We start from the raw sequence: 24,581 nt of genomic DNA, 5'->3' as shown, positions 1-24,581 counted from the left end.
TTTTGCGCGAAATTTTTTAAAATCTCGCGCATTATAAAAAGAGCTTCCCTTTGAATTGCGAAGCGTAAATTTAAAAGATTATTTTCGAAGCTCTTTGATTTTAGCCGCTTTACCGCGTCTGTCGCGTAGGTAAAATAGCTTCGCACGGCGAACGCGTCCTTTTCTTAGAACCTCGATACTTTCAATGCTTTCGCTGTAGATCGGGAAAATTCTCTCTACGCCGACGCCATTTGCGCCGATCTTGCGGATGATAAAGGTCTCGCCGACGCCATTTCCGCGGCGCGCAATGCAGGTGCCTTCAAAATTTTGAATTCTGCTCTTATCGCCCTCTTTGATCCTGATGGCTACCTTTAAGGTGTCACCGGCACGGAAATCAGGCACACTTTTGCTTGTGATCTGAGCGTCCTCAAACGCTTGGATATACTTGTTTTTCATAAATTTCCTTTATTTTTGGCGATCTTTCGGTACATATCCGGGCGGAAGAACCTCGTTTTGCATAGCGCCATTTGATTTTTTAAACTGCGCATTTTAGCGTGATTACCCTTTAAAAACTCTGAAACTATAGGTAAATTTTCAAAAATATCAGGCTTTGTAAATGCAGGCGCCTCTAAAATTCCGCCTTCAAAGCTTTCTTCGACAAGCGAGCTTTCGTTGCCCAAAACGCCCTTTATGTTGCGGCTTATTGCATCGCACATGCAAAGCGCGCCGAGCTCTCCGCCGGTAAGAACGAAATCGCCGATGCAAAAAATTTCATCTACATATCTTTCGACTATGCGCTCATCTATCCCCTCATAGCGCCCGCAAATAAAGCATAGGCTCTCTTCGCCGCTTAGACGCTTGGCATCGTTTTGGTTAAATTTTTTACCGGCGGGCGAGAGGTAGATAAACTTGGCGTTTTTAAATTTAGCTCTTACGTGTTCGATCGTTCCGGCAAGCGGCTCCGTGCCGATCAAAAGCCCCGCGCCGCCGCCGATCATATAATCATCTACTTTTTTATAGCGATTTGTCGTGAAATTTCTCGGGTCAAAAAAATGCGTCGAGATTATTTTTTTATCGACCGCGCGCTTTAAAATCGAGTCCTCAAAATACGGCGCGATGAGATTTTCAAATAGCGAAACGAAGATAAAATTCATGAGTTTTCCAAAATCGCGCGCGCATTTTGTGTAAAAATTTTACGCTCGCTAAGCGAAATTTCTTTCACATAGGCGTCCACGTAGGGGATAAAAAATTCTTTCGGCAAAGCCTGTGACATTAAGTTTTCATCCGTTTCTACCTCAAAAAGATAACCGCTTCCGATCTGCGATATGTCTTTTACGCGGCCCAAAACCGCGCCGTCTTCATAAATTTCAAGCCCGATAATATCGAAGTAAAAGAACTCGCCCTTTTGCAATTTGCAAAATTTCCGCGTATCCTCTTTGCTTCGGTAAATGATTTGGTTGGTTAAATTTGCCGCCGCTTCTACGCTTTCGTAATTTTTAAAAATAGCGCTAGAATTTGCGCCGTTGAAGGATAGAATTTCTAGAATTTCGCCGTTTCGCAGATAAAATTTGGCGCCTTTTTTAAACTGAGAGGGGAAGTCGCTGCGATCAAAAATTTTAACCGCGCCCTTTAGGCCGATAGTCCGACCGAGCTTCGCGACCTCTAAAAGATCATCAGGCATCTTTGGCTTTGACGGTAATTTTATAATTAATCGGATCTTTTGCTTTATAGCCGATGATGACGGTCTTTATGGCGTTTATCATTTTGCCGTCCTTGCCGATGAGTTTGCCGGTGTCGGCCTTGTCGGCATAGACGATGATCTCGGTAAAGTTTTCACCGACCCGCTTTTGCGTAGAGACGGACTGCGGATAGTCGGCGATCAACTTTGCGTATTCTTTTATAAAATTTTCTACCATTTTATTTGCTTGTGATTTGAGCGACTCTATCGCTTAACTTCGCGCCTACGCTCTTCCAGTATGCCAAACGCTCTGCGTCGAATTTGATATTATTGCTATCTTTTAACGGATTGTAAAAGCCGATCGTCTCGATAAAGCCGCCGTCGCGTCTTTTTCTACTATCTGTTACCACGATGCGGTAAAAAGGCTGCTTCTTTCTTCCGATTCTTGTAAGCCTAACAACTGTTGCCATTTTTTCTCCTTAAATTTTTGTAAGTTTTAGAACTTGCAGATGGCTAAAACTTAAACATCTGCAAACTCTACCGAGAAATTATCTCGGTAAATTTTGCCTTTGAGCGATCGAGGCAAGCCCCTGCATGCCGCCCTTGCCTGAAAATTTCTTTGCAAGCTTCGAAGCGCCCGCAAACTGCTTTAAAAAGCGGTTCACCTCCACCTGCGAAAGCCCCGCGCCGGCAGCAAGTCTGCGCTTACGCGAATTATTTAGCAGATCCGGATTTTCGCGCTCTTTCGGCGTCATAGAGCTGATCATCGCTTTGATATGAAGTATCTCTTTTGAGTTTTCCAAATCGATATCTTTTATCTTATTCGCCATTCCGGAAAGCCCCGGGATCATGCCGATTAAATTTTTCATATTGCCGAGCTTTTTCACGCTTTCGAGCTGATTTACGAAATCGTTGAAATTAAACTCGCCCTTTTTGATCTTTTTGTTCAAAGCTTTGGCTTCTCTTTCGTCAAAAACGGCACTTGTTTTCTCGGCTAACGTCGCTAAATCGCCCTCGCCCATAATGCGGCCAGTGATTCTATCGGGTATAAAGCCCTCCAGATCGGCCACCTTCTCGCCGGTTCCGATAAAGCGAAGCGGGATGCCAAGCTGCTGCGCGATACCAAGAGCTACGCCGCCTTTGGTATCTGCGTCAAATTTGCTTAAGATCACGCCCGTAAGGCCTAAAATTTCATCAAATTTAGCGGCCGTTTTAATGCCGTCTTGACCGCTCATAGCGTCCGCTACGTAAAAAATTTCATGCGGATTTAGAGCTTTTTTCATCTCCGCAAGCTGCGCCATTAGCGCCTCATCTATTGCAAGACGTCCCGCCGTATCTACGAGCAGTACGTCATAAAGCCCGCTCTTAGCCTTGCTTAGCGCTTTTTCCGCAACCCTTAACGGATCGCTCTCGCCCTCGATGAAAAATAGCTCGATCTCGTTTGCTTCGCACAACTGACGGAGCTGCTCGACCGCGGCTAGGCGCTGCAAGTCGCACGCTGCGACTAAGACCTTTTTTTTACGAAGTTTCAGATAGTTCGCAAGTTTTATCGTGCTTGTAGATTTTCCGCTTCCTTGAAGTCCCGTCATCAAAGCTACCGTAGGAGGCGTGCTAGCGAACACAAATCCCTGGCTGCTGCCTCTAGGCGCCGTTAAAATTTTAGTCAAATTTGTCTTGATGGACTGCAAAAACGGCTTCTGCCCTATCGTACCGATACGAAGATCGGCTTCGACAAGCGCCAAAAAATCCTTTACGACTTTGTGGTGCACGTCGGCCTTTAAAAGCGCCTTTTTTAGCGTCTCCAAGGCGTTTTTTAAAGCTTTTTCGTCATCGATTGTTTTTAATTTATTGACCGCGTTTTTAAACGACTCGCTTATGATCTCAAACACTTTGATCCCTTATAAAATTTTTAAACTTGCGATGTTACCTAAAATTAACTTAAAAGCCATTGAATATCAGAGCTCTTTAGGAATTTCAAAGCCGAATTCGTTGAAGCTTTTATCAAGCGGAGCTTTAAATTTAAGCCCTAAAATTTCAGTCTCGTATGAGTGCAGAAACATCCGTTTTGCGCGGCTTTTAGCGTATTTTTCATCGCCTATTACGCCGAATCCCGCATTTGCTAGATGCACGCGGATCTGATGCGTCCTGCCCGTCTCGATCCGCACCTTTACGAGCGATTTTTTGCCGCTTACCATAAGCGGATAAACCTCGCTAAATGCGCTCTTGCCGTTTGGCGAAATTTTAGAAAAGGCGCCGCTTCTGGTCTTTATCGTCAAAATGGGCTCGTCAAATTTCATCTCTTCGCTCACGATCCCTTTTACGATCGCGATGTAGCTTTTCTTCACGCGCAAATTTTTAAATTCCGCAATCGCCGCTTCGCGAAATTCTTCGTTCTTATACAGTAGCACGACGCCGCTGGTTTCCTTATCCAGGCGGTTTAGAAGCCCGAATTTATAGATTTTTTCCAAATTTTCGCTACTCATAAAGGGCGGCTTATTGACCGCCAAAACGTTCTCATCCTCGTAAATGATCGCGGGTTTTGCGGGCTTCATCACGCTAAATTTAGTATTTTCGCCGAGCATCTCGCGCGCTAGAGCGATCTTTGCGCCGCGCGCGCTCACAAGCCCCGCGTCGATGAGCGCTTTAGCTTCGTTGTGCGAGATATTTTCTTGCGCCGCTAGCAGCTTATAGGCTTTTTCTTGCATTAAATTCTTTCCTTAATTAAATTTTCTATCTCTTGCAGATCGCAAATTTTATCTATCCGCGTGCTCTTTAGCGGCTCTTTTAAAGCGTTTGAAATTTCGTTTGCGCCGCATAGAGCGATGTTTTGTACGAGCGCGTACAGCGCCTTTTGATTATGAAAAAATCGCCCGCTGATGATCGGCACGCCGAAGCTCGCCGCCTCGATCGGGCTATGTCCGCCGATATTGCGCAAAAAACTGCCGCCTAAGATTACAACGTTTGAAATTTTATAAAAGTTTGCCAGCTCACCGAAGGCATCAAGCAAGATAAAATCGCTCCCAAGCCCCGCGCCGTCGCTAAATCGCTCAAAGCTAAGCCCATGCTCGCGCGCCCAAGCCTTGCAAATTTCACATACCTTTTCGAAGCGCTCAGGATGCCTCGGCGCCAGGATGATTTTTAGCTTTTGCGACATGGCGATCGCAGGCGCTGCATTCGGTGTAGCAGAATTTAAAGACGGGCCGTTTAAAGGCGCCGTATTCGGCACGGCGGACGAAGCGTCGCTTGAGCTCGCCGCATCCAAAGAAGCTGCGTTTAAATTTAGCGCTTCGGTCGAGCCCTGCTCGTCGCGAAGATCAGTCGCAGCCAAGTCCGTCTCGCTGCGGATACTCGCTGCGTGCTGGTATTTTTCGGGCATATTTTGCGAACTGCGAAATTTTATAAAATCGTTTAAATTCGATAAAATAAGCTCCTCTTCGCCCTCGTGAGTATTTGAGATCGTAAGCACAAAGCTATTTGCGGACGCGGCGGAATAGTCCTTCGTCGCAACGGCGATATTTGCGCTTTTTATGTTGCCGGCGACCTTTATATTTTTTGCGCCGAGCTCCCGCAAGCGCGCCGCATCAAGCTCGCTCTGCGCAAGCACCAGATCGATATTTTCAAACACTTTGCGATAATAAAACTTAAAGCGCAGATAACTCGCGTACGAGCGATCGCTAATGCGCGCATTTAGCAGAATCACGTAGCTTCCGCGCGATTTAGCGGAACGGATCAAATTTAGCCACAGCTCCGCTTCAAAGATCACCAGCGCGCGGCTGCCCGTAAGCCAAAACGGAAGCCAGTTTTCAAACGGCAGGTAGCGAGAGTTCGACGTAAGCGCGCACGCCGCATCAAAACCCGTCTGCGTGGTCGTGCTAAGCGCGACGCTCTCAAATTTAGAAATTAGCGGCGCAAGAGCGTTTACTTCGCCCAGGCTGCAAGCGTGAAAGTGCACCGCAGCGGGGCTAAATTTGGGGTTTTTGTATAGAAAAAATCGCGCCTTCAGGCTCGTGCGGTATTTTTTTTTAAAGCTTAGGATAAAAATAAAAGGCGTAGCGACGAGCCACGCCAAAAACGCCAAGGCGGTGTAGATCACTCGGCTTCTTTATATAAAATTCTGCCGCAATACGGGCAGGTTACGATGTCGTCGCTTTTGATGACCGCGGAGTAGGTCTTGTCGCTTATGCGCATAAAGCAGCCGTAGCAGGCCTGTTTGCGCACCGGCGAGACTGCCGTATTGCCCGCCCACTTGCGGATCTTTTCGTAGAATGAGACGGTTTTGGGGTTCATCGCCTGCATTAATTTATCGCGCTTGGCGTAGATCGCGCCGCGAGCGACCTCGACCTCGCCCATCTCGGCGCTTACCTGCTCCTGCAAGCTTTTTAACTCGGCTTCAAACGCCTCTTGCTTTTCGCTCTGCTCCTTTACAAGCGCTTCCTTTGCGGCTACGATCTTTTCTAGCCTTTCGATCTCCTCGTTTGTGGCTTCGAGCTGCTCTTTGGCGATGTCCTCTTCGACGCTAAGGGCTTTGATCTCTTTTTCAGTTTTTGCCGCGCCGCTTTTTTTGCCCGTGCCTTTTAGCTTGGACGAAAATGCGCTCAGCTGCGCGTTTGCTTGTAAAATTTGAGATTTTAGCTCGGCGATCTCCGCATTTAGAGTTTCGATCTGTTCTTTTGCGCCGTTTATTTCAGTGCTTTTTTTACTCAGCTTCTCCTGTGCGGCCTCGATTTTAGGCTTAAACCCGTCCAGCTGCTTATCGAATTCGCAAAGCTCTACCAATTGGCTTAAATATTTGTTCATCTTTTTCCTTTAATAATACGTAAATGGATTTTTTTGCTCGCTTATTATAACTTCAATTTCGCTTTTTTGCAAGAAAGGTGCGAGCGCGCGCCCAAAATAGCGCTCACTTTCAAAATGATTTATATCGATTAAACTCACGCCGTTTTCTAAATTTTGAAGCGCCGCGTGATATTTTATGTCGCCCGTAATGAAGCAATCCACGCCCAAGCTTTGATTTAGTTCGCTTCCGCTGCCGGTGCAAAGCGCGATATTTTGGATGAAATTTTTCGTCTTCACGGCGCGCAGGTGCTCGATGCCAAGCTTGCGTTTTATATCCGCGCACAGAGCCTCAAAGCTCAAATCCGCGCGCATGAAAACCAAAAATTCCCGCTCGTCCGTAATTTCAAATTTTAAAATTTCGCGCGCTATAAACCCGTTTAAAACGTGCTTGTCAAAGTTCGTATGCATCGCGATGAGAGAGATGTTTTTGCGGATCATCTCATAGATCAAATTTGCAGGATACAGCCGCGGATCAAGCGATTTTAGTGGACTGAAAATCAGCGGGTGGTGTACCACGAAAAGCGAGCCCGCCTCCGCCTCGCGCACCAGCTCGCTAGTAACGTCGAGGCTTAGATAGATTTTTGAAATTTCATCATCCAAGTTTCCAAGCAAAAGCCTGCTATTATCCCACGCCTCTGCGTCGCAAAAGGGCGCAGCGGCGTTTAAAATTTCATAAATTTCGCCCGTTTTCATAAATTTTACTTTTCGCTTTTATCCGCTTTATCAGCGGCGTTTTGCTTGCCGTGGGCGTTTTTTAAATTTACGCTCGCGGAGGAAGCGGGCGCCGCGCCGCCGTCTTTGCCGCCTTTTTTATCGCTGCACGCCGCAGCGTCCAGCTCAGCGATATATTTTTGCGGATCTGCGTAGCAAAGCGCGCAGTTTTTGGCAAGATCGCGGATCTTTAAAATATAATCCTGCCTCTGCGTGACCGAGATCGCTCCGCGCGCGTCAAGGACGTTGAACGTGTGCGCCGCGAGCATGCAGTAATCATACGCAGGAAGCGCCAGGCCGTGCTTTAGGATACTTTTGCACTCGCCGAAGCAGTTTTCAAACTGATTAAAAAGCATCGCAGTATCCGCAAGCTCGAAGTTGTATTTGCTGAACTCAAACTCGCCCCTTTTATGCACGTCGCCATAGGTTACTAGCCCCGCCTTGTCGTCCCAGACGATGTCGTAAACGTCGTCTTTGTTTTGCAGATACATCGCCAAGCGCTCAAGTCCGTAGGTGATCTCGCCGCTAATTAGCTCGCACGTGATGCCGCCTACTTGCTGAAAATAGGTAAACTGCGTCACCTCCATGCCGTCTAGCCAAACCTCCCAGCCAAGCCCCCAAGCCCCGAGCGTCGGGCTCTCCCAGTTATCTTCTACAAAGCGGATATCGTGGCTTTTAAGATCTAGCCCCAGTTTCTCTAAGCTTTTTAGATAGAGCTCTTGGATATTATCCGGGCTCGGTTTTAAGATCACCTGAAACTGATAATACGCGCCGAGGCGGTTTGGGTTTTCGCCGTAGCGCCCGTCTGTGGGGCGACGCGAGGGTGCTACGTATGCCGCGCGCCAAGGTTTGCTTCCTAAGCTACGTAAAAATGTAGCCTGATGATAGGTGCCTGCGCCCGCTGGCATATCGTATGGCTGAACGAGCAAGCAGCCCTGCTCGTGCCAGTAGTTTTGAAGCGTCAAAATAATCTGTGAAAACGTCATTTTTATCCTTTTATCGATATGTAAATTTAAATTTTATCTTCCAAAGCGCTTTTCAAAGTCCGTTTGAAAAGCGCTTTGAAGCTTCGAACTTTCAAAAAATTTCCAAATTTCAGCCCAGTATTCGCCAGCTCTCGTAGGCTCGTTCGCAAAATCAAAAACCGCGTAATCGCCCGCTTCAATACATAATTTTTCGCCGGTTTCATCGCGCTCATTTTTACAGCACTGATTTGCGGATTTGCAAGCTTCGTCGTGGCTTTCTTTATGGTGTCCCTCCTTCGAGCAAGTGCATTCGCCCTGTGCGCCGTTTTCATAGTCGTAATACGCAGCATAAATTTCGTTTTTCTCAGCGCTGCTTCTGCTAGCGTTAAATTTTAAAAACTCGCCCCACAAATTTGCGATCACCCCTCGCCCGCTCATCTCATCTGCGTTATTCGTGTGAGTCTTTAGGCCGCAAATTTCAAAGCCTTCGCGCAATTTTAAAATTTTCATAGATTAATCTTCAAGCAGCACTTCGATCTGCTCGGAGTCCTTTTTCAGCGCCTCCGCTTTTGCCGCGCGATCCGCCTTTAGCTTCGAGCTTAGCACTTCGTCGCTTAAAGCTAAAATTTGCACCGCCAGATACGCTGCGTTTTTTGCGCCCGCCTTGCCGATCGCAAGCGTCGCGACGGGGATGCCCGCAGGCATCTGCACGGTCGAATACAGCGCATCTACGCCGCTAAGCGCGCTACCGCCGAGCGGGACGCCCAGCACCGGCTTGGTCGTATTTGCAGCGACCGCCCCAGCAAGATGCGCCGCCATACCCGCCGCGCAGATGAAAACCTGCGCGCCCTTTTTCTCGGCGTCTGCGACGTATTTGGCCGTACGGGCGGGGCTTCGGTGCGCCGAAGATACGATCATCTCGTACGGCGCGCCGAATTCGTTTAAAATTTTAGCCGCTTCGTAAACGACCTCGTAATCGCTCTTTGAGCCCATTATTATAGAAACAAATTTCATTCTATCTCCTTTCTTAAAAAGCAAAACTCCGCGAGCTTCGCAGGCAGCTTAATCTCATTTAGATTGCCGCTGTGAATCTCGCTAAATTCCTTACCGCTGCGGCTTTGCAGCTTCTTAAATTTCAAATATGGCTTGCCGTCAAGCTCAAAAATTTCGCCGATCTCATTATCGCAAGCGCAAATTTTAAAGCCGCGCGGAGCGAAAATTTCATAACTCTCGCCGGGTAAAATTTTATCTTTGACGCTTATAAACTCGCCATCCTGCGAGATCGCACAGACCTGATGCGTGCCAAGCTCGATACTGCGGTCTAAATTTTGCGTATCCTCTCGCTCGTATGGGCGCTTTATCAAATATCCGTCGCTAAAGCCGCGGTTTTTAAGCGTCGCAATCTCGCGCTCGTAAACGCCGGCCTCAAATTTATCGCTCGCGGCATCGTCGATCGCCGCGCGGTAGGCATTCGTGGCGCATGCGACGTAGTATTCGCTCTTGGTGCGCCCTTCGATTTTGAAGCTGTCGATCGCGCCCGTTTGCATGATCTTTTGCACGTGCGAAATGAGGCTAAGATCTTTCGCGTTCATTACGAAAGTCCCCTCCCCTTCGCGCTCTTGCAAGCGAAAAAGCGCGCTGGTTTCGGGATTTTTCGCATAAAGCTCGTAGTTAAATCTACAGTCGTTCGCGCAGCTTCCGCGGTTGCTGAAACGCCCGCTTTGCACCGCGCTAACAAGACAGCGCCCGCTGTATGCGAAACACATCGAGCCGTGCACGAAAATTTCGATCTCTAGGTTTGGAATTTTTTCTTTAATCTCCACGGCATCTTTGAGCGTCATCTCTCGCGCCGCGACGATGCGAACGGCGCCCAGCTCTGCCCAAACCTGCGCATCCAGATAATTTAGCACGTTGGCTTGGGTGGAGACGTGAATCGGAATTTTGGGAGCGACGGCTCGCGCAAGGCTCGCGACGCCTGGGGTGGCGATTAAAATTCCATCCACGCGCAGATCGCGAAGAAATTCCAAATGCCTTTCGATGTTTCCTAGCTGACCGTTGGTCGCAAAGCCGTTTACGGTCGCGTAGAGCTTCTTGCCGCGCTCGTGCGCGTACGCGACACCCTGCGCGAAGCTTTCCTTGCTAAATTCCTTCGCGCTTCGCTGGCGCAGCGAAAATGAGCCGGTGCTTGCATACACGGCGTCCGCGCCGTAAGCCAGGGCGATTTTTAGTTTCGTTAAATTCCCGGCGGGAGCTAAGAGTTCGGGTTTTTTCAAATACATTCCTAGTGATTTTTTAAGCGCGATTTTACTACAATTTAGCCAAAATTTTATTTAAGGAGCAGTTGATGCGAGCCGATCTACACAACCACACCTATCTTTGCAACCACGCTAGCGGCGAGCCGCGGCAGTATTTGGAAGCGGCGATCGCACGAGGCATAGAAATTTTCGGCTTTGCGGATCACGCGCCGATGAACTTCGATCAAAAATACCGAATGAGCTTCGAGCAGATGGAGCTTTACGAGCGGACGATTAGGGATCTGCGAGATGAGTTTAGCGGGCGGATCGACGTGCAGCTGGGATACGAGGTCGATTTTATGACGAAAAAAGAGCTAATGGATGAGCGGATTTTCGCGCGCGAGGTTGATTATCTCATCGGCTCGGTGCATTTTTTAAACAACTGGGGCTTTGATAACGAGGAATTTTTAGATCAGTGGAGCGGGCGCGAAATAGACGACGTTTATCGCGAATACTTTGCGCTGATCTGCGCGCTGTGTAGAAGCGGTAAATTCGACATTTTAGGGCACATGGATCTGATTAAAATTTTTAAATTTACTCCGAAAAAAGATATTAGAGTTTTAGCAGGCGGCGCGATAAATGCGATCAAAAAAAGCGGCATCGTCGTGGAGCTAAACTCCGCGGGGCTTCGCAAGCCCGCAAATGAAATTTATCCAAGCGACGCGCTTTTGGCTATGCTAGCGGATGCAGATGTGCCGATCACGCTTGGCTCGGACGCGCACTCGGTAGCTCAAGTGGCGCTAAACTACGATAAAATTTACGCCAAAGCGCGCGAGTTCGGCTATGATAAGATCGCCGTTTTCAAAAACCGCGAGCGGCAGTTTGTAAGTCTGGCGTAAATTTTAACGGCAGCCGCTCTCTGCTAAATTTAAAAGGCACGGGCAGCGAGAAATTTTAAAATTTCAAAATCTTCAGTGGCGTGAAAATTTCAGATTTCAAAAGGCACGGCGGCGAGAAATTTTAAAAATCGCGGTGCGCAAAACGGCGCGCAGATAAAGTCGAATTTCAACTAAATAATGTTAAAATCCGCCATTAAATTTAGCCCAAATACGGGCGGAAAAAAGGAAAAAATATGGGAAAATTTGTTAATGACGTGAAGGAATTTTTTAAATTTTGCGATGAAAACGAGGTCGAGTTCGTGGATTTTAGATTTACCGATCTAAAGGGTACCTGGCACCACGTCGCTTACAACTACAAGCGCCTGCCGAAGGACTTCGCCGAGGGAATTCCATTCGACGCGAGCTCGGTAGCGGCGTGGCAGCCGATCGATAAATCCGATATGATGCTAAAGCCCGACGTGCAAACGGCGTTTTTAGACCCGTTCACCGCAGACGTTACGATCATCGTCATCTGCGACGTTTACGACATCTATAAAAACGAACTTTATGAAAAATGCCCGCGCTCGATCGCCAAAAAAGCCGAGCAGTTTCTGCAAACCACGGGTCTTGGAGATACCTGCTACTTCGGGCCGGAGAATGAATTTTTCGTTTTCGACGACGTAAAGATCATCGACGATATGAACTGCGCGATGTTTAAGGTAGATACCGAAGAGGGGCATTGGAACAGCGGCAAAAACTACAAAGACGGCTTTAACAGCGGCCACCGCCCGGGCGTAAAGGGCGGCTACTTCCCCGTCCAGCCCGTCGATTCGATGGTCGATCTGCGCGCCGAGATGCTAAAAGTGCTAGAACAGATCGGGCTTGAGACCTTCATCTGCCACCACGAAGTAGCGCAAGGCCAGGGCGAGATCGGCGTCAAATACGGCACTCTCGTCGAGGCCGCCGACAACGTGCAAAAATACAAATACGTCGTAAAGATGGTCGCGCACCTAAACGGCAAGACCGCGACCTTTATGCCGAAGCCGCTCTACGGCGACAACGGCAGCGGAATGCACGTGCACCAATCGATCTGGAAAAAGGGCAAAAATACCTTTTATAAAAAGGGTAACTACGCAAATTTAAGCGACGCGGCGAGATGGTACATCGGCGGCGTGCTAAAGCATGCGCGTAGCGTCGCGGCGTTTACGAACCCAAGCACCAACAGCTATAAGCGCCTGATCCCGGGCTTTGAGGCGCCGTCGATTTTAACTTATTCTAGCCAAAACCGCTCCGCTTCGATCCGCATCCCTTACGGCAGCGGCGAGCACTCGGTGCGAGCCGAGATGCGCTTCCCAGATAGCACCGCGTGCCCGTATTTGGCGTTTGCGGCAATGCTGATGGCTGGCATCGACGGTATCAAAAACAAAACCGAGCCGGTCGGGCCGATGGATGAGAATTTATTCAAACTGCACCTCGATGAGATCCGCGAACGCGGCATCGAGCAGCTTCCGCACACGCTCCGCGGCAGCCTAGAGGCGGTGATCCGCGACAACGAGTATCTGCGCCCGATAATGAGCGAGCTTTTTATCGAGACCTATCAGCATTTTAAATTTGAAACGCAGGTTTGGCCTTACGAGGCGCGCCCTACGCCGTTTGAGTTTGCGACGAATTATTCGTGCTAAGACTAAATTTATGCCGCAATGCCGAAAAATTTGACTGGGCAGTGCGGCATAAGGCCTTGGAATTTTAAAATTTCGCCGCACAAAAGTTTTTAAAATTCTACCGCATGCGCGAACTTAAATGCCGTCCGTGAAGCTTCAACTCTTTTACCGCAAACGTGAAATTTTATACTTTCTGCTCATTTTGCTTGGAATTTTATCGATAAACTTAGGCGTGAAATTTTATGAATTCAAAGAATTTCGCGCGAAAAACTACGCCTTTTACGACGCGCAAATTTTAAACGCCTACGCCAAAACGAACGAGCGCGGCCGCACCTACACGGTGCTAAAGCTCAAAACGGCGGATTTCACCCTCTACACGACTGCCGGGCTCGGGCGGGAATTTCACCGCTTCGCGCGCATAAATATCGGCATCGTAACGAAAAACGTAAAATTTTTAGATTTTTTAAAGCAGCGCTTTTACGCGCCAAATTTTAAAATTTCAGCCGAGACCGCGCCCTCCGGAGCAAAATGGCGCGCGATAAGCTTCGTTCGCGCTCAACACGAAGATGAGATGACGGCGGATCTTTACTCTGCGCTGTATTTTGCGACCGAAATTTCAAAACCGCTGCGCACTAGCGTAACGAACTGGGGCATAGCGCACATCATCTCGATCAGCGGCTTTCATCTGGGCATTATCTTTAGCACTGTCTTTCTGCTCGCAATGCCGATATATCGCTACTTTCAGGATCGCTACTTTCCGTATCGCAGCGCTAAGCGCGATCTTAGCGTCTTTGTGATCGTGCTGATGAGCGGATATCTCTTCGTGCTTGATTTTACGCCGAGCTTTCTGCGCTCGCTTGCGATGTGCTGCGTGGGGTTTTACCTCGCGATGCGAAATTTCTACGTACTTAAATTTACGAACCTCTTCCTAACGATCGCGCTTCTGCTTGCGTTTTTCCCGCACCTGGCCTTTTCGATCGGATTTTATTTCTCCTGCCTGGGCGTGCTGTATATTTTCCTCTACCTGCACCACTTCGCGCCTAAATTTAAGCTCTGGCAGAACGTCATACTTTTTAACCTCTACGTTTGGCTCAGTATGAACGTAGCGGTCTATTATTTCTTCCCGACCGCTTCGCTGCAGCAGCTTAGCGTCATGCCGCTGGGATACGTATTTGTAATCTTTTATCCGCTAAGCATATTTTTGCATCTATTCGGGCTCGGCGGCGCGCTCGATACGCCGCTGCTTGCGTTTTTAAACTTTGCTCTGCCGAGCTTTCAGGCGCAAATTCCGCCGCTTCTTTTCGCGCTCGCAAACATCTGCGCGCTTGCTGCGATAAAACTTCGCTACGCAGCACTCGGTTGCGCGATAATCGGAATTTCGCCGATATTTTTTATAACGTAGCGCTTGAAAATTCCAGCGGGAATTTTATCCGTTGGAATTTTATGCTAAAATCGCGCTTCAAATCTCACAAAGGATCAAAATGTTTATTGCAAACCTCACTTATGTTAAAGAAATTAGCGAAATCGATCGCTTCATCAACGAGCACAACGCGTTTTTAGACCGATTTTATGCGGCGGATAAATTTATCTGCTCGGGGCGCAAAGTCCCTCGCACGGGCGGCATCATCTTAATCAACGCCAAAGACCGCGCGGAGCTTGATGAGATCATCGCGCAAGATCCGTTCTTTCAAAACGGCGTCGCAAAATACGAGATTATAGAATTTGCGCCGACGAAATTTGCGCCCGAGTTTTGGCGACTTTTCGGCGAATAGATGGCGCGGGTTAAATTTTAAAATTTACGCGCTCAAACACGCCTCTGAAATTTAGCCGTTTTGCGCGTGAGATAAAATTCCCGCCAAATTTAAAAGCCAAATTACGGCGGTAAATTTAGATAAGCTTAAAACTGAAATTATGCAAAAACGGCTAAATTTAAAGGAGATTTTATGCAGGTAAAACTGCGGCTCGCAACGCCGCGAGATGCGGAGGTGCTGCTTGAAATTTACGCGCCTTACGTAAAGCAAACGGCGATCAGCTTCGAATACGACGTGCCCAGCGCCGCGGAATTTGCGGAGCGCATCGAGCAGACGCTGCAAAGATACCCCTATCTGCTCGCTTACGTAAGCGATGAGGCGGCATTTGCGAACGATGAACGAGATGAAAATTTTAAAATTTCTGCGAGCGTGGCAGGCGCAGGGAGTGAAATTTTGCCCGCAGACGAGGCGCAAAATCGCGCAAGCGGTGCGACGAAACAAAATAGCGCAAATTTAATCGTCGCGACAAAGCAAAGCGGCGTAAATTTAAAACACGAACAAATCCTCGGCTACGTCTACGCTTCGGTTTTCAAAGAGCGGGCGGAATACGATTGGTCGGCGGAGTGCTCGGTCTATGTATCGCAAAACGTGCGCGCTTTTGGTATCGGCAGGCTGCTTTATGAGGCGCTACAACGCACGCTCAAAGCTCAAAACATCGCAAACATGAACGCTTGCATCGCTTACGGGGATGACGAATATCTAAACGACGCTAGCGTGCGATTTCACGAGCGTATGGGTTTTCGCTTCGTCGGCAGATTCGAGCGCTGCGCCTATAAATTCGGCCGCTGGTACGATATGGCGTGGATGCAAAAGCCGATCGGCGAGCATCTGCAAAATCAGCCTGCGATGAGGCCTTTCGCGCGCTTTAGAGATGAAATTTGCGCGAGCGCGGGCATTGAAATTTAATTTAAAGGAAAAACTTTGACGCACTTTATCATAGACGACGAAAATATCGATGTCGATAATATCTTCGACGTCGTAAATCTCAAAGAGGGCGACGAGCTAAATATCGTCTCCAACACCGCCAAAAAGATCGGCGCCTTGACCCTTGCGCGCCTATCGAAGATGGGCGTTAGCATAGGCGAGGTCTTTACGATCGGCAAGCAAAGAAAGGACTTTGCCGATAAGATCATCGTGTTTTTGATGGGCAAGCTCTGCGGGCAGGAGGGCAAGATCGGCATCGTCAGCAACGACAAATTTTACGACGACGTGATAGAATTCTTTAATAATCTAAACTACCGCAAAAATCCGAAATTTGAAAAGATCAGTCTAGCCTCGCATGCCGCAGGAGCGGGCGCAAAGCAAGGCAAAACAAGCGGCATGGCGGAGAAAAAAACCCAAAAAGCGGAGCCGAAAGCTACAAAGCAAGAGCTAAAGACTCAAAAGCAAGGTGCAAAAACCGCGAAGCAGGAGCCGAAGGCCGCACAACAGGAACAAAAGGCTGCAAATTTTAAAATCACCAAAGCAGACCTCGCCGCGGTGGAGGCGCTGATACCCCAGTGCGTGAGCCTGCAAGCCCTCTATGCCGCGTGCGTCGCAAAGCTCGGCAGAGCCAAAGGCTGCGAAGCCTACCGCGAGATCAAGGACGGCGCGCGAGCAAGGTACGCGAGCATCGCCTACGATAGCGACCTAAAAGACGGCGCCGTAAGGCGAAACGCGATCAAGCTCTACCGCGAAAGCGGCGGCGATATGGCGGAATTTCACAACAAGCTAACGAGCGAATACAAACACGCGGGGCCTGAAATTTATAAAGAATTTAAAGAAAAACTCGTCGGAAAGATGATCTAGGCGCTTCGGGCGCAAGGATTTAAGGCACAGCGATAGAGCGCATCGCGACGTAGCGGCTAGCGCGGCCCGGTGACGTTAGATGCGTCATTGCGGCGTGCTATGATGCAGTGCAACTAGACGCCACCAAAATGAAAATATTCGCTTGTGCGAAGTCGGTTTTATTTTCGCTGTATATAACCAAGCAGAGCCCAGGCGCTTAGATATAGCAGCAGATTAAAGATATATAGGATAAATTTCATTCTGCTAAGTCTAATCCGGGTTTAATCATAGTTAAAGCTATATGGCTTGTAGCCGAAAATATGCAATGTCTTTAAAGCTAGCCCTCTGACCTCTATCCATGATTTATTCTGATATACTAGATAGTCATAAGTATCTCCCTCTAGCAGGCTTTGATCTTTAAAGTATCTATCTATGAGCTCCATAAGTTCTCTTAGCGCATCTCTCTCATATGGCAGGAAGCAAAATTTAAATTGCTCCAATAAAGCGTTTTTGCATTCGGTATATAGAAATTCTATCATTTCCGATGGGCTTTCGTAATATTCAACCGCGGGATGAATCAAATGATCAACTTGATATTCCAAAGAAGCCATACGGCATAGATTAACCATAAGCCCGCTTTTCCTAAATATCTCTTTTCCGTTAATTTGCATTTGGGTTTCCTTTTATTTAAGTGCTGCTCTGTGAGCTTAATATAGATCGAAGTCGTCCAAATCATATCCGAAAATATGTAAGGTCTTTAAAGATAGCTCTCTAACCTCTATCCAAGATTTATTGTGATAAACTAGATAATCGTAGGTATCTCCTTCTAGCAGGCTTTGATCTTTAAAGTATTTATAAATAAGCTCTGCAAGCTCTTTTAAGATCTCTCTTTCATAGGGTAAGAAGCAGAATTCAAATTTTTCGTCAAGGGCTCTCCAGCATTCATCGCATAGTAGTTCTGCCATTTCTGATGGGTCTTCGTAAGATTTAGCCGTGGCATGCACTAGATATTTATCTTGATGTTCCAAAGAAGCCATTCGGCTTAAATAAAACATAAGACCGCCTTTCTCAAATATCTCTTTTCCGTTAATTTGCATTTGGGTTTCCTTTTTATTTAAGTGCTGTCTCCGTGAGTTTAATATAGGTCAAAGTCACCTAAATCATATCCAAAAATATGCAAGGTATTTAAGGCTAATTCTCTAACCTCTATCCAAGATTTATTGTGATAGACCAAATACTCATAAGTATCTCTCTTTAATATACTATTGTCTTCAGTATATTTATCTATAAGTTCTATAAGCTCTCTTAACGCATCCCTCTCGTATGGCAGGAAGCAAAATTCGAATTGCTCCAATAAAGCATTCTTGCAATTATCATATAACAAATCTATCATCTCCACGGGGTCTTCATAAGATTTAGCCGTGGCATGCACTAGATATTTATCCTGATGTTCCAAAGAAGCCATTCGAGTTAAATGGAACATAAGATCACCCTTTTTAAATATCTCTTTTCCGTTAATTTGCATTTGGGTTTCCTTTTATTGGGATGTGGGTTTTGCCCGCATTATATCGTAATATATTTTTAAAATTCTCGCAAAAATTATCATTTTATAAAACTACTATTTTAAAAGCGTAATTTGTTTTAAAGCCTTTTTCGCGCACTCCCTTAGATCCTCTTCACTTAATGAATCGCCTACCGTATCATCACCCCTCAACTCTTCGTCTGGTTCGAATTCATCGATGTCAGTAAGAAGTCTATTAAGCGGCTCATAATATTCATCGGGAAAATTTTTATCATTCATAAATTTATCCCAATATATCTTTTCAAATTTAAATACGTCGATTCTATTTTGCAAAAAATCCTCTATTATTTTTATATATTCCTCTATCATAAGAGCCCCTTTCAGATATATTTTTAATCGCCCGCCGCTTTAATACTTAGAACCGACCATAAATTACTACCTATATTCACGCCTTCGCATAAATTTTTTATAATTGCTAAGTCGTTAGAGGAAATTTTTATATCATATTCATACATTTGAACTAAAAAATCTTCCAGCGCTATACCATATTCTCCAGCCTTAACTAGCTCTTCCAAATAAATTACAAAGTTGCGCCGACCGACTCCGGCAAATTTATCTTTGTAATTACGGAATAAATTTAAAAAATATCAGATCGTTGTATCTCATTCGCTGCTTTCCTTAAATTTATTTCTCATCGCTGCTTTATAACCTTCTAGCTTCGAATTTCTATTTGAATATCAAGTAAGTCATCGTAATCTGGGTATTTGGCGGTCTCCGAGAGCGTAAATTTTATCACGCCTAGCAACTGCCTAGCCAGATCGCTGTATTTTTTCTTAAATGCATTAAAATTTAAGAAAATCAACTTTAAATCGTCTCGAACGCCTTGCTTATTTTTTAAACCGTATCGTGAGTTTTCTTCTTTTTCTTCGATGTATTCGCTATAGCTTTCCCATTCGTCCTTATCTTCATATTGCTCCCATTCTTCCTCGCTGTAGTCTTTCCATTCTTTAAATCGTAGAAACCAAAAGAAGTCCGCGAATGCATCAGGGCCGATACGCAGCGGCAAATACAGCTTTTCGGATAAATATGAGTATAACTTATTCTCTATTTCTTTGGGACAATAATCATGCCACTCATCGATATATCTTCTGTATTTTTGCAACTCGTCAAAGTCAATCACTACTTCTATCATTTTTCCTCACCCCAACTATGCTAACGCATATTTTCTTAAAATTCTAAAAATCAAACAAACGTAAATTAACGCAAACTCGCCTTTATTAAATTTTAGTACAAATCAGACCAAAAAGGCACATATGGGCATTTTCCGACCGGCTCAAGAGGATTTTTGCTAAATTCCCTCAAAAAGTAGTCATATAAATTTTTCCCATAATAGATGACGTCGGTATAGTATATAGATAAGACCGGTGGATCCGGTAATTTAATACACGGCATATACCTATGAGAATATATAGGTATAATCTTAGGCGCGATTTTGGCTGCTTCTAGTATAATGGCTCGCTTGCGAGATTGGTCTTCGGGCATCGGACCCCATTTTTGCGTATTCCAATAGCCCTCATTTGGAAAAATTTCATCAATAGGATCGTTTTTTAAATATTCAAAGACGTAGTTCATAGCCTGCTTTATCTCCTTTATATTTTCATCGCTAAAGTCTCTCCAATTATAAAATTCTACCGAAATAGGCAATGTATATGATAAAAAGCCTCTTAGACTTTTTGGAAATTTAAACTCATAAATTTGCTCTATTTCGCTCTCTTTCAAACCCTCGCTTAATTCTATACCGCTCTTTTCTAGCAGCTCTTTTATTTGCTTATACATATTCTATTTTTCCTTATAAGGCTTTTAATCGTAGTTGAGGTTATCAAGTTCATAGCCAAAATTTGGATTATTTTTAAAGCTAGCTCTCTGACCTCTATCCAAGACTTATTCTGATATACTAGATAGTCACCATCTTCTTCGCCTTTCTATTTATAAATAAGATCTGCAAGTTCTTTTAATATCTCTCTTTCATAGGGCAAGAAGCAGAATCTAAACTTATCGCTTAAAGCTCGCTCGCATTGGTTACATAATACTTCTGCCATTTCCGACGGATCCTCATATTCGTCGATTGTGGGATGAATAATATATTTATCCTGATATTCCAAAGAAGCCATTCGCCACAGATGAAACATAAGACCACCTTTGTAGAACATCTCTTTTCCATCAATTTGCATTTGGGTTTCCTTTTATTGGGATGTGGGTTTCATCTAGCATTCTAAACTCGCATATTTTAATAAAATTTTCGGTCTTATATACAACTCTATCTGCACCATTCTATCTATAGCAAAATTTTGTCCTATCTCTATAAATTCGCCATCTTTATCTCTTCTGATTTTTAAGGACTCGATGCATTCGGCGGTAAATTCCACAGCTGTCTCCCCGCCTGCTTTTATAGTAATTTCTACCTATCCCTCGACTATGCAATATGTAAATATTAACCCGTCTATTTCGAACGTATATTTTCCAATATCGCTTCTATTTCATCCGAGTAAAAACCAAAAAAATCACTCATCTCTATCGCATTGGGGTATGTTTTTATATATGTCATTTTATGCCCTCCTTTGGGATGGTAGTTATAAATTTTATACTTTAATCATGTCTAGAAAATAAATTTCATACAATTACATACACCGAGCTTTGATTAAATTTAGCCTCTGAAAAATCAACGATCTTTTCATTATCTCTTAAAGTATAAAGCTCGAAATCCGCGCTCAGTCCATCGATATTATAAAAATCCAAACATAAAGCAAATCTGCTGTTCTCAATATCCATATTTTCGATCTTTTCCTTTACCAATTTCAAAAATAAAAGGCATTCTTTAATAAAATCATCTTCCTTTAAATTTGGATTTTTGATCTCCACTTCATTGATCGACCACTCAAAATCGCTTAAGCCTTGATATATTGAAGAATTAATTAAAATGTTCTCTGTTGTGGCTATTCTTTCTCTTTTAAGATTCTTGATAAAAAATATTCCTATGTCAAGATAGATCAGGCCTTCGCGCAATAGCTGCTTTAATTGCGATATTTTCAGATCTTTGATTGAGCCGCTAAGGGCAATAAATTTAATTAAATTCGGATCGGCATACAAAGTTCCTCTTTTTATCTCTCTTACTTCTTGAACTCTGGAAAATAGCTCTTCATTATTTTTAGGCAGAAGAAAAACCGCTTTGTTCAAATTAACCTCTTTTTTATCTATCGTCACTTTTGCCTTGCTGTTTTTCTCGCAAAATTTTAAAAAGTTGATTCCATATTTAATCTCGTCGTTTAGCCCTATACAGCCAAAACCCTTGCTATCATGCGGATAGACGGCTAAATTTAAACTCGGAAAAACTATAAAACACCATTCGTTTATAGAATAATCATAGCACATCAAAAATTTAGCCAGCTCTTTTATGTCGTCCCATTTCAGAATATCCATTCTTATGCACATAGCGGGCAACGGATATTCTTTATCTCTAGCCAGAGAAAAATACTCATTTTGTTCTTGCAAAATTCCAAGATCTTTAAATTTATCGTATAACGGCTTTACCTGCGAGATTGCTTTATATTTTTTGTATACTTTATCATCACACATTAGAGCGCTTACGATAAATACTTCATCGCTATATTTTCTAAAAAAGTTATCGAATAATTTTATCGCTAAGCTTACTCCGCTTAGCCAGACCCTGCTTTCGATCTCAAAGAAACCGATCCAGTTTTTAGAAGCACTAAAGCTGCTAAAATTTATATCGCTCAGCCTTAAACTACTATTTGTCAAATTTAATAACTTTTTCATTTTTATCCACCGTAATTTTTGTTTTTGCTAAATTATACACCTTATTTGCGAAGCAAAGATCATTTATATTAATTTTCATAGAAAAATTTAATTTTATAAAAATTTTCATCCCCTGACGCAACCGCCAATAATAAGCTTTTTATACGGCGAAATCTATCGAAAATATTCGGCTTTGTATCTTCTTGATATTTATACGTTTTAAAACATTCGCTTTTTGCGTCTATATCTACGTCGCGCCAACTTCCGTTTAGAAATATATCATTAGAGATAGAAATAATGCCTTGCATTATTTCTGGGTCCAACTCTTTGTTTTTATAATGCCGCAAAATCTTTTTTAAATCGGTTTCTAATTTCCAATATTCATCATCGGACCATAGATTATTATCCAAAATCATACCTATGAACGAATTTGCATCATATCTATCATCAAATGCGGTATTTCTATAAAAATTTATAAAATCCATTGCATTAATCCTTTGGAATATACCAAAAACCGCTATTGTCAAGCTTTTGTTTGAATACGATGCTGTTGCACAGAACATTTAATCTTTCAAATCTATCGTATATGCTCGGCACCACGCCGTCGCCGTTTTTCGCGCACAGCATATTGCTCACATAAATTTCCGATTTGTCCTCCACGCCGATAACATCATTAAATACCGCTAGTATTGCGGCGAAAATTTCTCGTGGAAGCGTTTTGTTATGATAAAAGTTCAAAATCTGCATTAAAGCTTTATCCAACTTCCAATAGTCGCAATCCGACCAAGTTTTTTGATAGATAAATTTTCCGACAAACGAATTGATGCTAAATTTATCAGAATTCGTTGAATTTTGGTATAAAAACTCTAAGTCCATTAATCACCGTCCTTTTTCATTTATTCATTAAATTTAGCCATCTTTATGGCGAATTTGCATTTATAAAAATCGATTATTTTCTATTTGATAGCTCTTTAGATAGAATTTCTGAATCAGGATACAATTTTTTCAAAAATTCTATCTCTTCTTGATCTAGCTCATCTAAAACCTCTTCTGTCGGTCTTTCGCTTAAAATTTTTCCATAAACCAAACTCAATCGCTTATATGCGCGCGGGTTACCATTCTTTTCAAATTGCCTTATTATAGCAATTCTGCACTCTTTTGTTATTTCGGTATCGCCCATAAAAAGATCTTTTATATCGCAAGAGGTGCTTTGCTCTTTATATAGATAAAATATCCACGCAAATAATATTATAGCGGCGGCAATAAAGTAAATTTTATTTTTCATGAAATCTCTTATTCTTTTGGTTTTTTATCCGCGTAATATAGATGTATGACTTCATCCATGTTAATCTCTTTTTCCTTCCCGATCCGCTCAGTACATAATGTGAAATTTCCCTCCCTCAAAACGCACTTTTTTAATAAACCAACTATAAAGTCGTTATTTGTGCATAGATCTAAATTTCCAGAATGAAATTTTTTAATAAAATTTAGCTCTTCTTTGTCTAATTCTTGCTGCGCCTTTTTATCTACACAATATCTATCTAAAAAATAAAATTCATAAAAATATAAAAGTCGCCTATGCGCCCCGCTATTGCCTTTATTAGCTCGTCGTATCAATTTTAGTCTGCATTTTTGCTCCATACGATTGTAGTTTTGCCTCAACATATCGTTAATATCACAAGGTGAAAAACTTAGCACCGAAAGAACAATATAAATACAAAGAAATATACTAAGTATGATTAGAAAAAATTTCATTTTATATCCTTACTTATTTTGGGCTTTTTAGATATAAAAAATAAATCATAGAATTTGCCGATTTAATTAGTAATAAAAGTGGTGTCCTGCGTTGAATTTGTACAACCCTCGGAATTCCCCCGAACACTCGATTACAGAATATCAGTATATAGTCTTTTAAAAAACTATATAAAAATATTTGTCGTCTCTTAAGGAAACTTTAAATAATAGGCAAAAATGAGTTAAGGAGTTTCAAGCCTTAAGAAATTTAGCTTAAGCCTTGTAGCAGCTCAAGGTTTAAAATCTTAAGGAGGCTGATTAATACATTTTCACTAAATGCCTTAAGCGCCTATCTGTAAGATGTTTGTTCTTTAAGGCAAAGAACAAATAAAAATAGATAAAAGCTTAAAGCCTTCTTCATCCTTATGAACAAGGGGATTATATTAGAAAGATCTTAAAAGCTTCTTAGCTCAAATTTATTAATCTCTTCTTTTACTTTCATTTACAGATAAAAAGTCTAAGGGCTTAGAGGCTTCTTTAAAAGTATAAAGGAAGCTATGCTATTTTCTTATATAGTATTAAGATAGCCAAAGGCTTTTAAAATATGGGAGAGTGATTAAAAAATGATGGGTTGCCACCCTTAATACTTCAATATCCCTTCTATACCTAAATATCTTCAATATCCTTTAGATACTCAAGCATTCTATTAGAGCAAAGCCAAAATATCAAAAGCAAGGCTATACATAAAATATCCTTAAAAGGGATAGGCTAAGAGGTTGCTCTATCTATGATAAAAGAGCTCTACTTTGGTAAATAATATCCCCACAAACGATAAAAATATATTAAGATCAATACTATTTATAATATAGTACTAGGCAAAAAATACTCCTGAAAGAAATAAAAGTTTATCCTATCCACTAGACATATAAAATTCCGCCTATGCAATAATATCCCTACAAGGAATAATCGCAACGGCGGTAGCAGACGAGCAA

The 24,581-nt window shown here is 43.7% G+C and carries 32 protein-coding genes and 1 pseudogene; 6 read left to right on the top strand and 27 right to left on the bottom strand.

Translation table 11 applies throughout. The features are described 5' to 3' along the window. Positions 1-78: 78 nt before the first annotated feature. From rplS to Q0101_RS00510, 14 genes and pseudogenes are all read right to left on the bottom strand, one after another. On the bottom strand, positions 79-435 hold the full coding sequence (gene rplS, locus Q0101_RS00575) for a 50S ribosomal protein L19 (protein WP_297941438.1): 357 nt from the start codon (positions 433-435) through the stop codon (positions 79-81). Then, positions 432-1,133: a tRNA (guanosine(37)-N1)-methyltransferase TrmD gene (gene trmD, locus Q0101_RS00570; RefSeq protein WP_297941437.1), complete on the bottom strand. Its 702-nt coding sequence runs from the start codon at positions 1,131-1,133 to the stop codon at positions 432-434. The genes rplS and trmD overlap by 4 nt, the downstream gene beginning before the upstream one ends. Then, positions 1,130-1,660, bottom strand: coding sequence for a ribosome maturation factor RimM (gene rimM / locus Q0101_RS00565; RefSeq protein WP_297941436.1), 531 nt, complete (start codon positions 1,658-1,660; stop codon positions 1,130-1,132). The genes trmD and rimM overlap by 4 nt, the downstream gene beginning before the upstream one ends. Next, positions 1,653-1,895, bottom strand: a complete 243-nt coding sequence (locus Q0101_RS00560) for a KH domain-containing protein (protein WP_005873158.1) — start codon at positions 1,893-1,895, stop codon at positions 1,653-1,655. Before Q0101_RS00560 ends, rimM begins: the two co-directional genes overlap by 8 nt. Position 1,896: 1 nt before the next feature. Continuing rightward, positions 1,897-2,127: a 30S ribosomal protein S16 gene (gene rpsP / locus Q0101_RS00555; RefSeq protein WP_297941435.1), complete on the bottom strand. Its 231-nt coding sequence runs from the start codon at positions 2,125-2,127 to the stop codon at positions 1,897-1,899. 78 nt (positions 2,128-2,205) lie between these two features. After that, complete coding sequence (ffh, locus tag Q0101_RS00550) at positions 2,206-3,546, bottom strand: signal recognition particle protein (RefSeq protein WP_297941433.1); 1,341 nt, start codon at positions 3,544-3,546, stop codon at positions 2,206-2,208. A gap of 66 nt (positions 3,547-3,612) precedes the next feature. Further along, positions 3,613-4,362 (bottom strand): RluA family pseudouridine synthase, encoded by a 750-nt coding sequence (locus tag Q0101_RS00545; protein WP_297941432.1) that lies wholly within the window; start codon positions 4,360-4,362, stop codon positions 3,613-3,615. After that, positions 4,362-5,750, bottom strand: a complete 1,389-nt coding sequence (locus Q0101_RS00540; protein WP_297941431.1) for a 3-deoxy-D-manno-octulosonic acid transferase — start codon at positions 5,748-5,750, stop codon at positions 4,362-4,364. Before Q0101_RS00540 ends, Q0101_RS00545 begins: the two co-directional genes overlap by 1 nt. Beyond that, the gene (locus Q0101_RS00535; protein WP_297941430.1) at positions 5,747-6,454 is read right to left on the bottom strand and encodes a zinc ribbon domain-containing protein; all 708 of its coding nucleotides are present in this window, start codon (positions 6,452-6,454) and stop codon (positions 5,747-5,749) included. The genes Q0101_RS00540 and Q0101_RS00535 overlap by 4 nt, the downstream gene beginning before the upstream one ends. Before the next feature lie 9 nt (positions 6,455-6,463). Then, entirely contained in the window at positions 6,464-7,186 is a 723-nt protein-coding gene (locus Q0101_RS00530) for a Nif3-like dinuclear metal center hexameric protein (protein WP_297941429.1), read from the bottom strand. A 167-nt stretch (positions 7,187-7,353) separates the two neighbouring features. Beyond that, positions 7,354-8,190, bottom strand: a pseudogene (gene glyQ, locus Q0101_RS00525) (glycine--tRNA ligase subunit alpha); the annotation flags it as partial. A 33-nt stretch (positions 8,191-8,223) separates the two neighbouring features. Continuing rightward, positions 8,224-8,679: a GyrI-like domain-containing protein gene (locus Q0101_RS00520; protein WP_297941428.1), complete on the bottom strand. Its 456-nt coding sequence runs from the start codon at positions 8,677-8,679 to the stop codon at positions 8,224-8,226. A gap of 3 nt (positions 8,680-8,682) precedes the next feature. Further along, positions 8,683-9,183: a 5-(carboxyamino)imidazole ribonucleotide mutase gene (gene purE / locus Q0101_RS00515; RefSeq protein WP_297941427.1), complete on the bottom strand. Its 501-nt coding sequence runs from the start codon at positions 9,181-9,183 to the stop codon at positions 8,683-8,685. Then, positions 9,180-10,442: a peptidase U32 family protein gene (locus Q0101_RS00510; protein WP_297941426.1), complete on the bottom strand. Its 1,263-nt coding sequence runs from the start codon at positions 10,440-10,442 to the stop codon at positions 9,180-9,182. The genes purE and Q0101_RS00510 overlap by 4 nt, the downstream gene beginning before the upstream one ends. Positions 10,443-10,513: 71 nt before the next feature. Between Q0101_RS00510 and Q0101_RS00505 the strand changes: the two genes are divergently transcribed. The 6 genes from Q0101_RS00505 (at position 10,514) to Q0101_RS00480 (ending at position 16,541) form a co-directional block, all read left to right on the top strand. Then, the gene (locus Q0101_RS00505) at positions 10,514-11,302 is read left to right on the top strand and encodes a histidinol-phosphatase (protein ID WP_297941425.1); all 789 of its coding nucleotides are present in this window, start codon (positions 10,514-10,516) and stop codon (positions 11,300-11,302) included. 233 nt (positions 11,303-11,535) lie between these two features. Then, positions 11,536-12,963: a type I glutamate--ammonia ligase gene (glnA, locus tag Q0101_RS00500; protein WP_297941424.1), complete on the top strand. Its 1,428-nt coding sequence runs from the start codon at positions 11,536-11,538 to the stop codon at positions 12,961-12,963. A 127-nt stretch (positions 12,964-13,090) separates the two neighbouring features. After that, positions 13,091-14,344, top strand: a complete 1,254-nt coding sequence (locus Q0101_RS00495; RefSeq protein ID WP_297941423.1) for a ComEC/Rec2 family competence protein — start codon at positions 13,091-13,093, stop codon at positions 14,342-14,344. Between the two features lie 79 nt (positions 14,345-14,423). Then, complete coding sequence (locus tag Q0101_RS00490) at positions 14,424-14,714, top strand: YciI family protein (RefSeq protein WP_297880101.1); 291 nt, start codon at positions 14,424-14,426, stop codon at positions 14,712-14,714. Positions 14,715-14,885: 171 nt separating this feature from the next. Further along, the gene (locus tag Q0101_RS00485; RefSeq protein WP_297941422.1) at positions 14,886-15,659 is read left to right on the top strand and encodes a GNAT family N-acetyltransferase; all 774 of its coding nucleotides are present in this window, start codon (positions 14,886-14,888) and stop codon (positions 15,657-15,659) included. A 15-nt stretch (positions 15,660-15,674) separates the two neighbouring features. Continuing rightward, positions 15,675-16,541, top strand: a complete 867-nt coding sequence (locus Q0101_RS00480) for a hypothetical protein (protein WP_297941420.1) — start codon at positions 15,675-15,677, stop codon at positions 16,539-16,541. 260 nt (positions 16,542-16,801) lie between these two features. Here Q0101_RS00480 and Q0101_RS00475 read toward each other — a convergent pair whose 3' ends face one another. From Q0101_RS00475 to Q0101_RS00415, 13 genes are all read right to left on the bottom strand, one after another. Next, positions 16,802-17,059: a hypothetical protein gene (locus Q0101_RS00475; RefSeq protein WP_297941419.1), complete on the bottom strand. Its 258-nt coding sequence runs from the start codon at positions 17,057-17,059 to the stop codon at positions 16,802-16,804. 168 nt (positions 17,060-17,227) lie between these two features. After that, on the bottom strand, positions 17,228-17,617 hold the full coding sequence (locus Q0101_RS00470; protein ID WP_297941417.1) for a phytanoyl-CoA dioxygenase: 390 nt from the start codon (positions 17,615-17,617) through the stop codon (positions 17,228-17,230). Positions 17,618-17,655: 38 nt separating this feature from the next. Then, a complete protein-coding gene (locus tag Q0101_RS00465; RefSeq protein ID WP_297941415.1) occupies positions 17,656-18,045 on the bottom strand; it encodes a phytanoyl-CoA dioxygenase in 390 nt (129 codons plus the stop codon). Between the two features lie 93 nt (positions 18,046-18,138). Next, positions 18,139-18,411 (bottom strand): colicin immunity domain-containing protein, encoded by a 273-nt coding sequence (locus Q0101_RS00460; protein ID WP_297941414.1) that lies wholly within the window; start codon positions 18,409-18,411, stop codon positions 18,139-18,141. A gap of 23 nt (positions 18,412-18,434) precedes the next feature. After that, complete coding sequence (locus Q0101_RS00455) at positions 18,435-18,617, bottom strand: hypothetical protein (protein ID WP_297941413.1); 183 nt, start codon at positions 18,615-18,617, stop codon at positions 18,435-18,437. 137 nt (positions 18,618-18,754) lie between these two features. Next, positions 18,755-19,234: a hypothetical protein gene (locus Q0101_RS00450; RefSeq protein WP_297941412.1), complete on the bottom strand. Its 480-nt coding sequence runs from the start codon at positions 19,232-19,234 to the stop codon at positions 18,755-18,757. Between the two features lie 92 nt (positions 19,235-19,326). Beyond that, the gene (locus Q0101_RS00445; protein WP_297941411.1) at positions 19,327-19,878 is read right to left on the bottom strand and encodes a hypothetical protein; all 552 of its coding nucleotides are present in this window, start codon (positions 19,876-19,878) and stop codon (positions 19,327-19,329) included. 146 nt (positions 19,879-20,024) lie between these two features. Next, positions 20,025-20,273 carry a hypothetical protein gene (locus tag Q0101_RS00440; protein ID WP_297941410.1) on the bottom strand — a complete coding sequence of 83 codons (249 nt, stop codon included), beginning with the start codon at positions 20,271-20,273 and terminating at the stop codon, positions 20,025-20,027. 439 nt (positions 20,274-20,712) lie between these two features. After that, positions 20,713-21,876: a hypothetical protein gene (locus Q0101_RS00435; RefSeq protein ID WP_297941409.1), complete on the bottom strand. Its 1,164-nt coding sequence runs from the start codon at positions 21,874-21,876 to the stop codon at positions 20,713-20,715. Positions 21,877-21,944: 68 nt separating this feature from the next. Beyond that, positions 21,945-22,340 carry an Imm41 family immunity protein gene (locus Q0101_RS00430; protein ID WP_297941408.1) on the bottom strand — a complete coding sequence of 132 codons (396 nt, stop codon included), beginning with the start codon at positions 22,338-22,340 and terminating at the stop codon, positions 21,945-21,947. Between the two features lie 4 nt (positions 22,341-22,344). Further along, a complete protein-coding gene (locus tag Q0101_RS00425; RefSeq protein ID WP_297941407.1) occupies positions 22,345-22,731 on the bottom strand; it encodes an Imm41 family immunity protein in 387 nt (128 codons plus the stop codon). A 73-nt stretch (positions 22,732-22,804) separates the two neighbouring features. After that, positions 22,805-23,140: a hypothetical protein gene (locus Q0101_RS00420; RefSeq protein ID WP_297941406.1), complete on the bottom strand. Its 336-nt coding sequence runs from the start codon at positions 23,138-23,140 to the stop codon at positions 22,805-22,807. A gap of 8 nt (positions 23,141-23,148) precedes the next feature. After that, a complete protein-coding gene (locus tag Q0101_RS00415; protein WP_297941405.1) occupies positions 23,149-23,610 on the bottom strand; it encodes a hypothetical protein in 462 nt (153 codons plus the stop codon). Between the last annotated feature and the right edge of the window lie 971 nt (positions 23,611-24,581).

Origin of the sequence: uncultured Campylobacter sp. (assembly GCF_937921625.1) — a bacterium.
Classification (GTDB): domain Bacteria; phylum Campylobacterota; class Campylobacteria; order Campylobacterales; family Campylobacteraceae; genus Campylobacter_B.
Note: the sequence above shows the minus strand (reverse complement) of the source record. Positions and strands in the feature narration are given on the sequence as shown.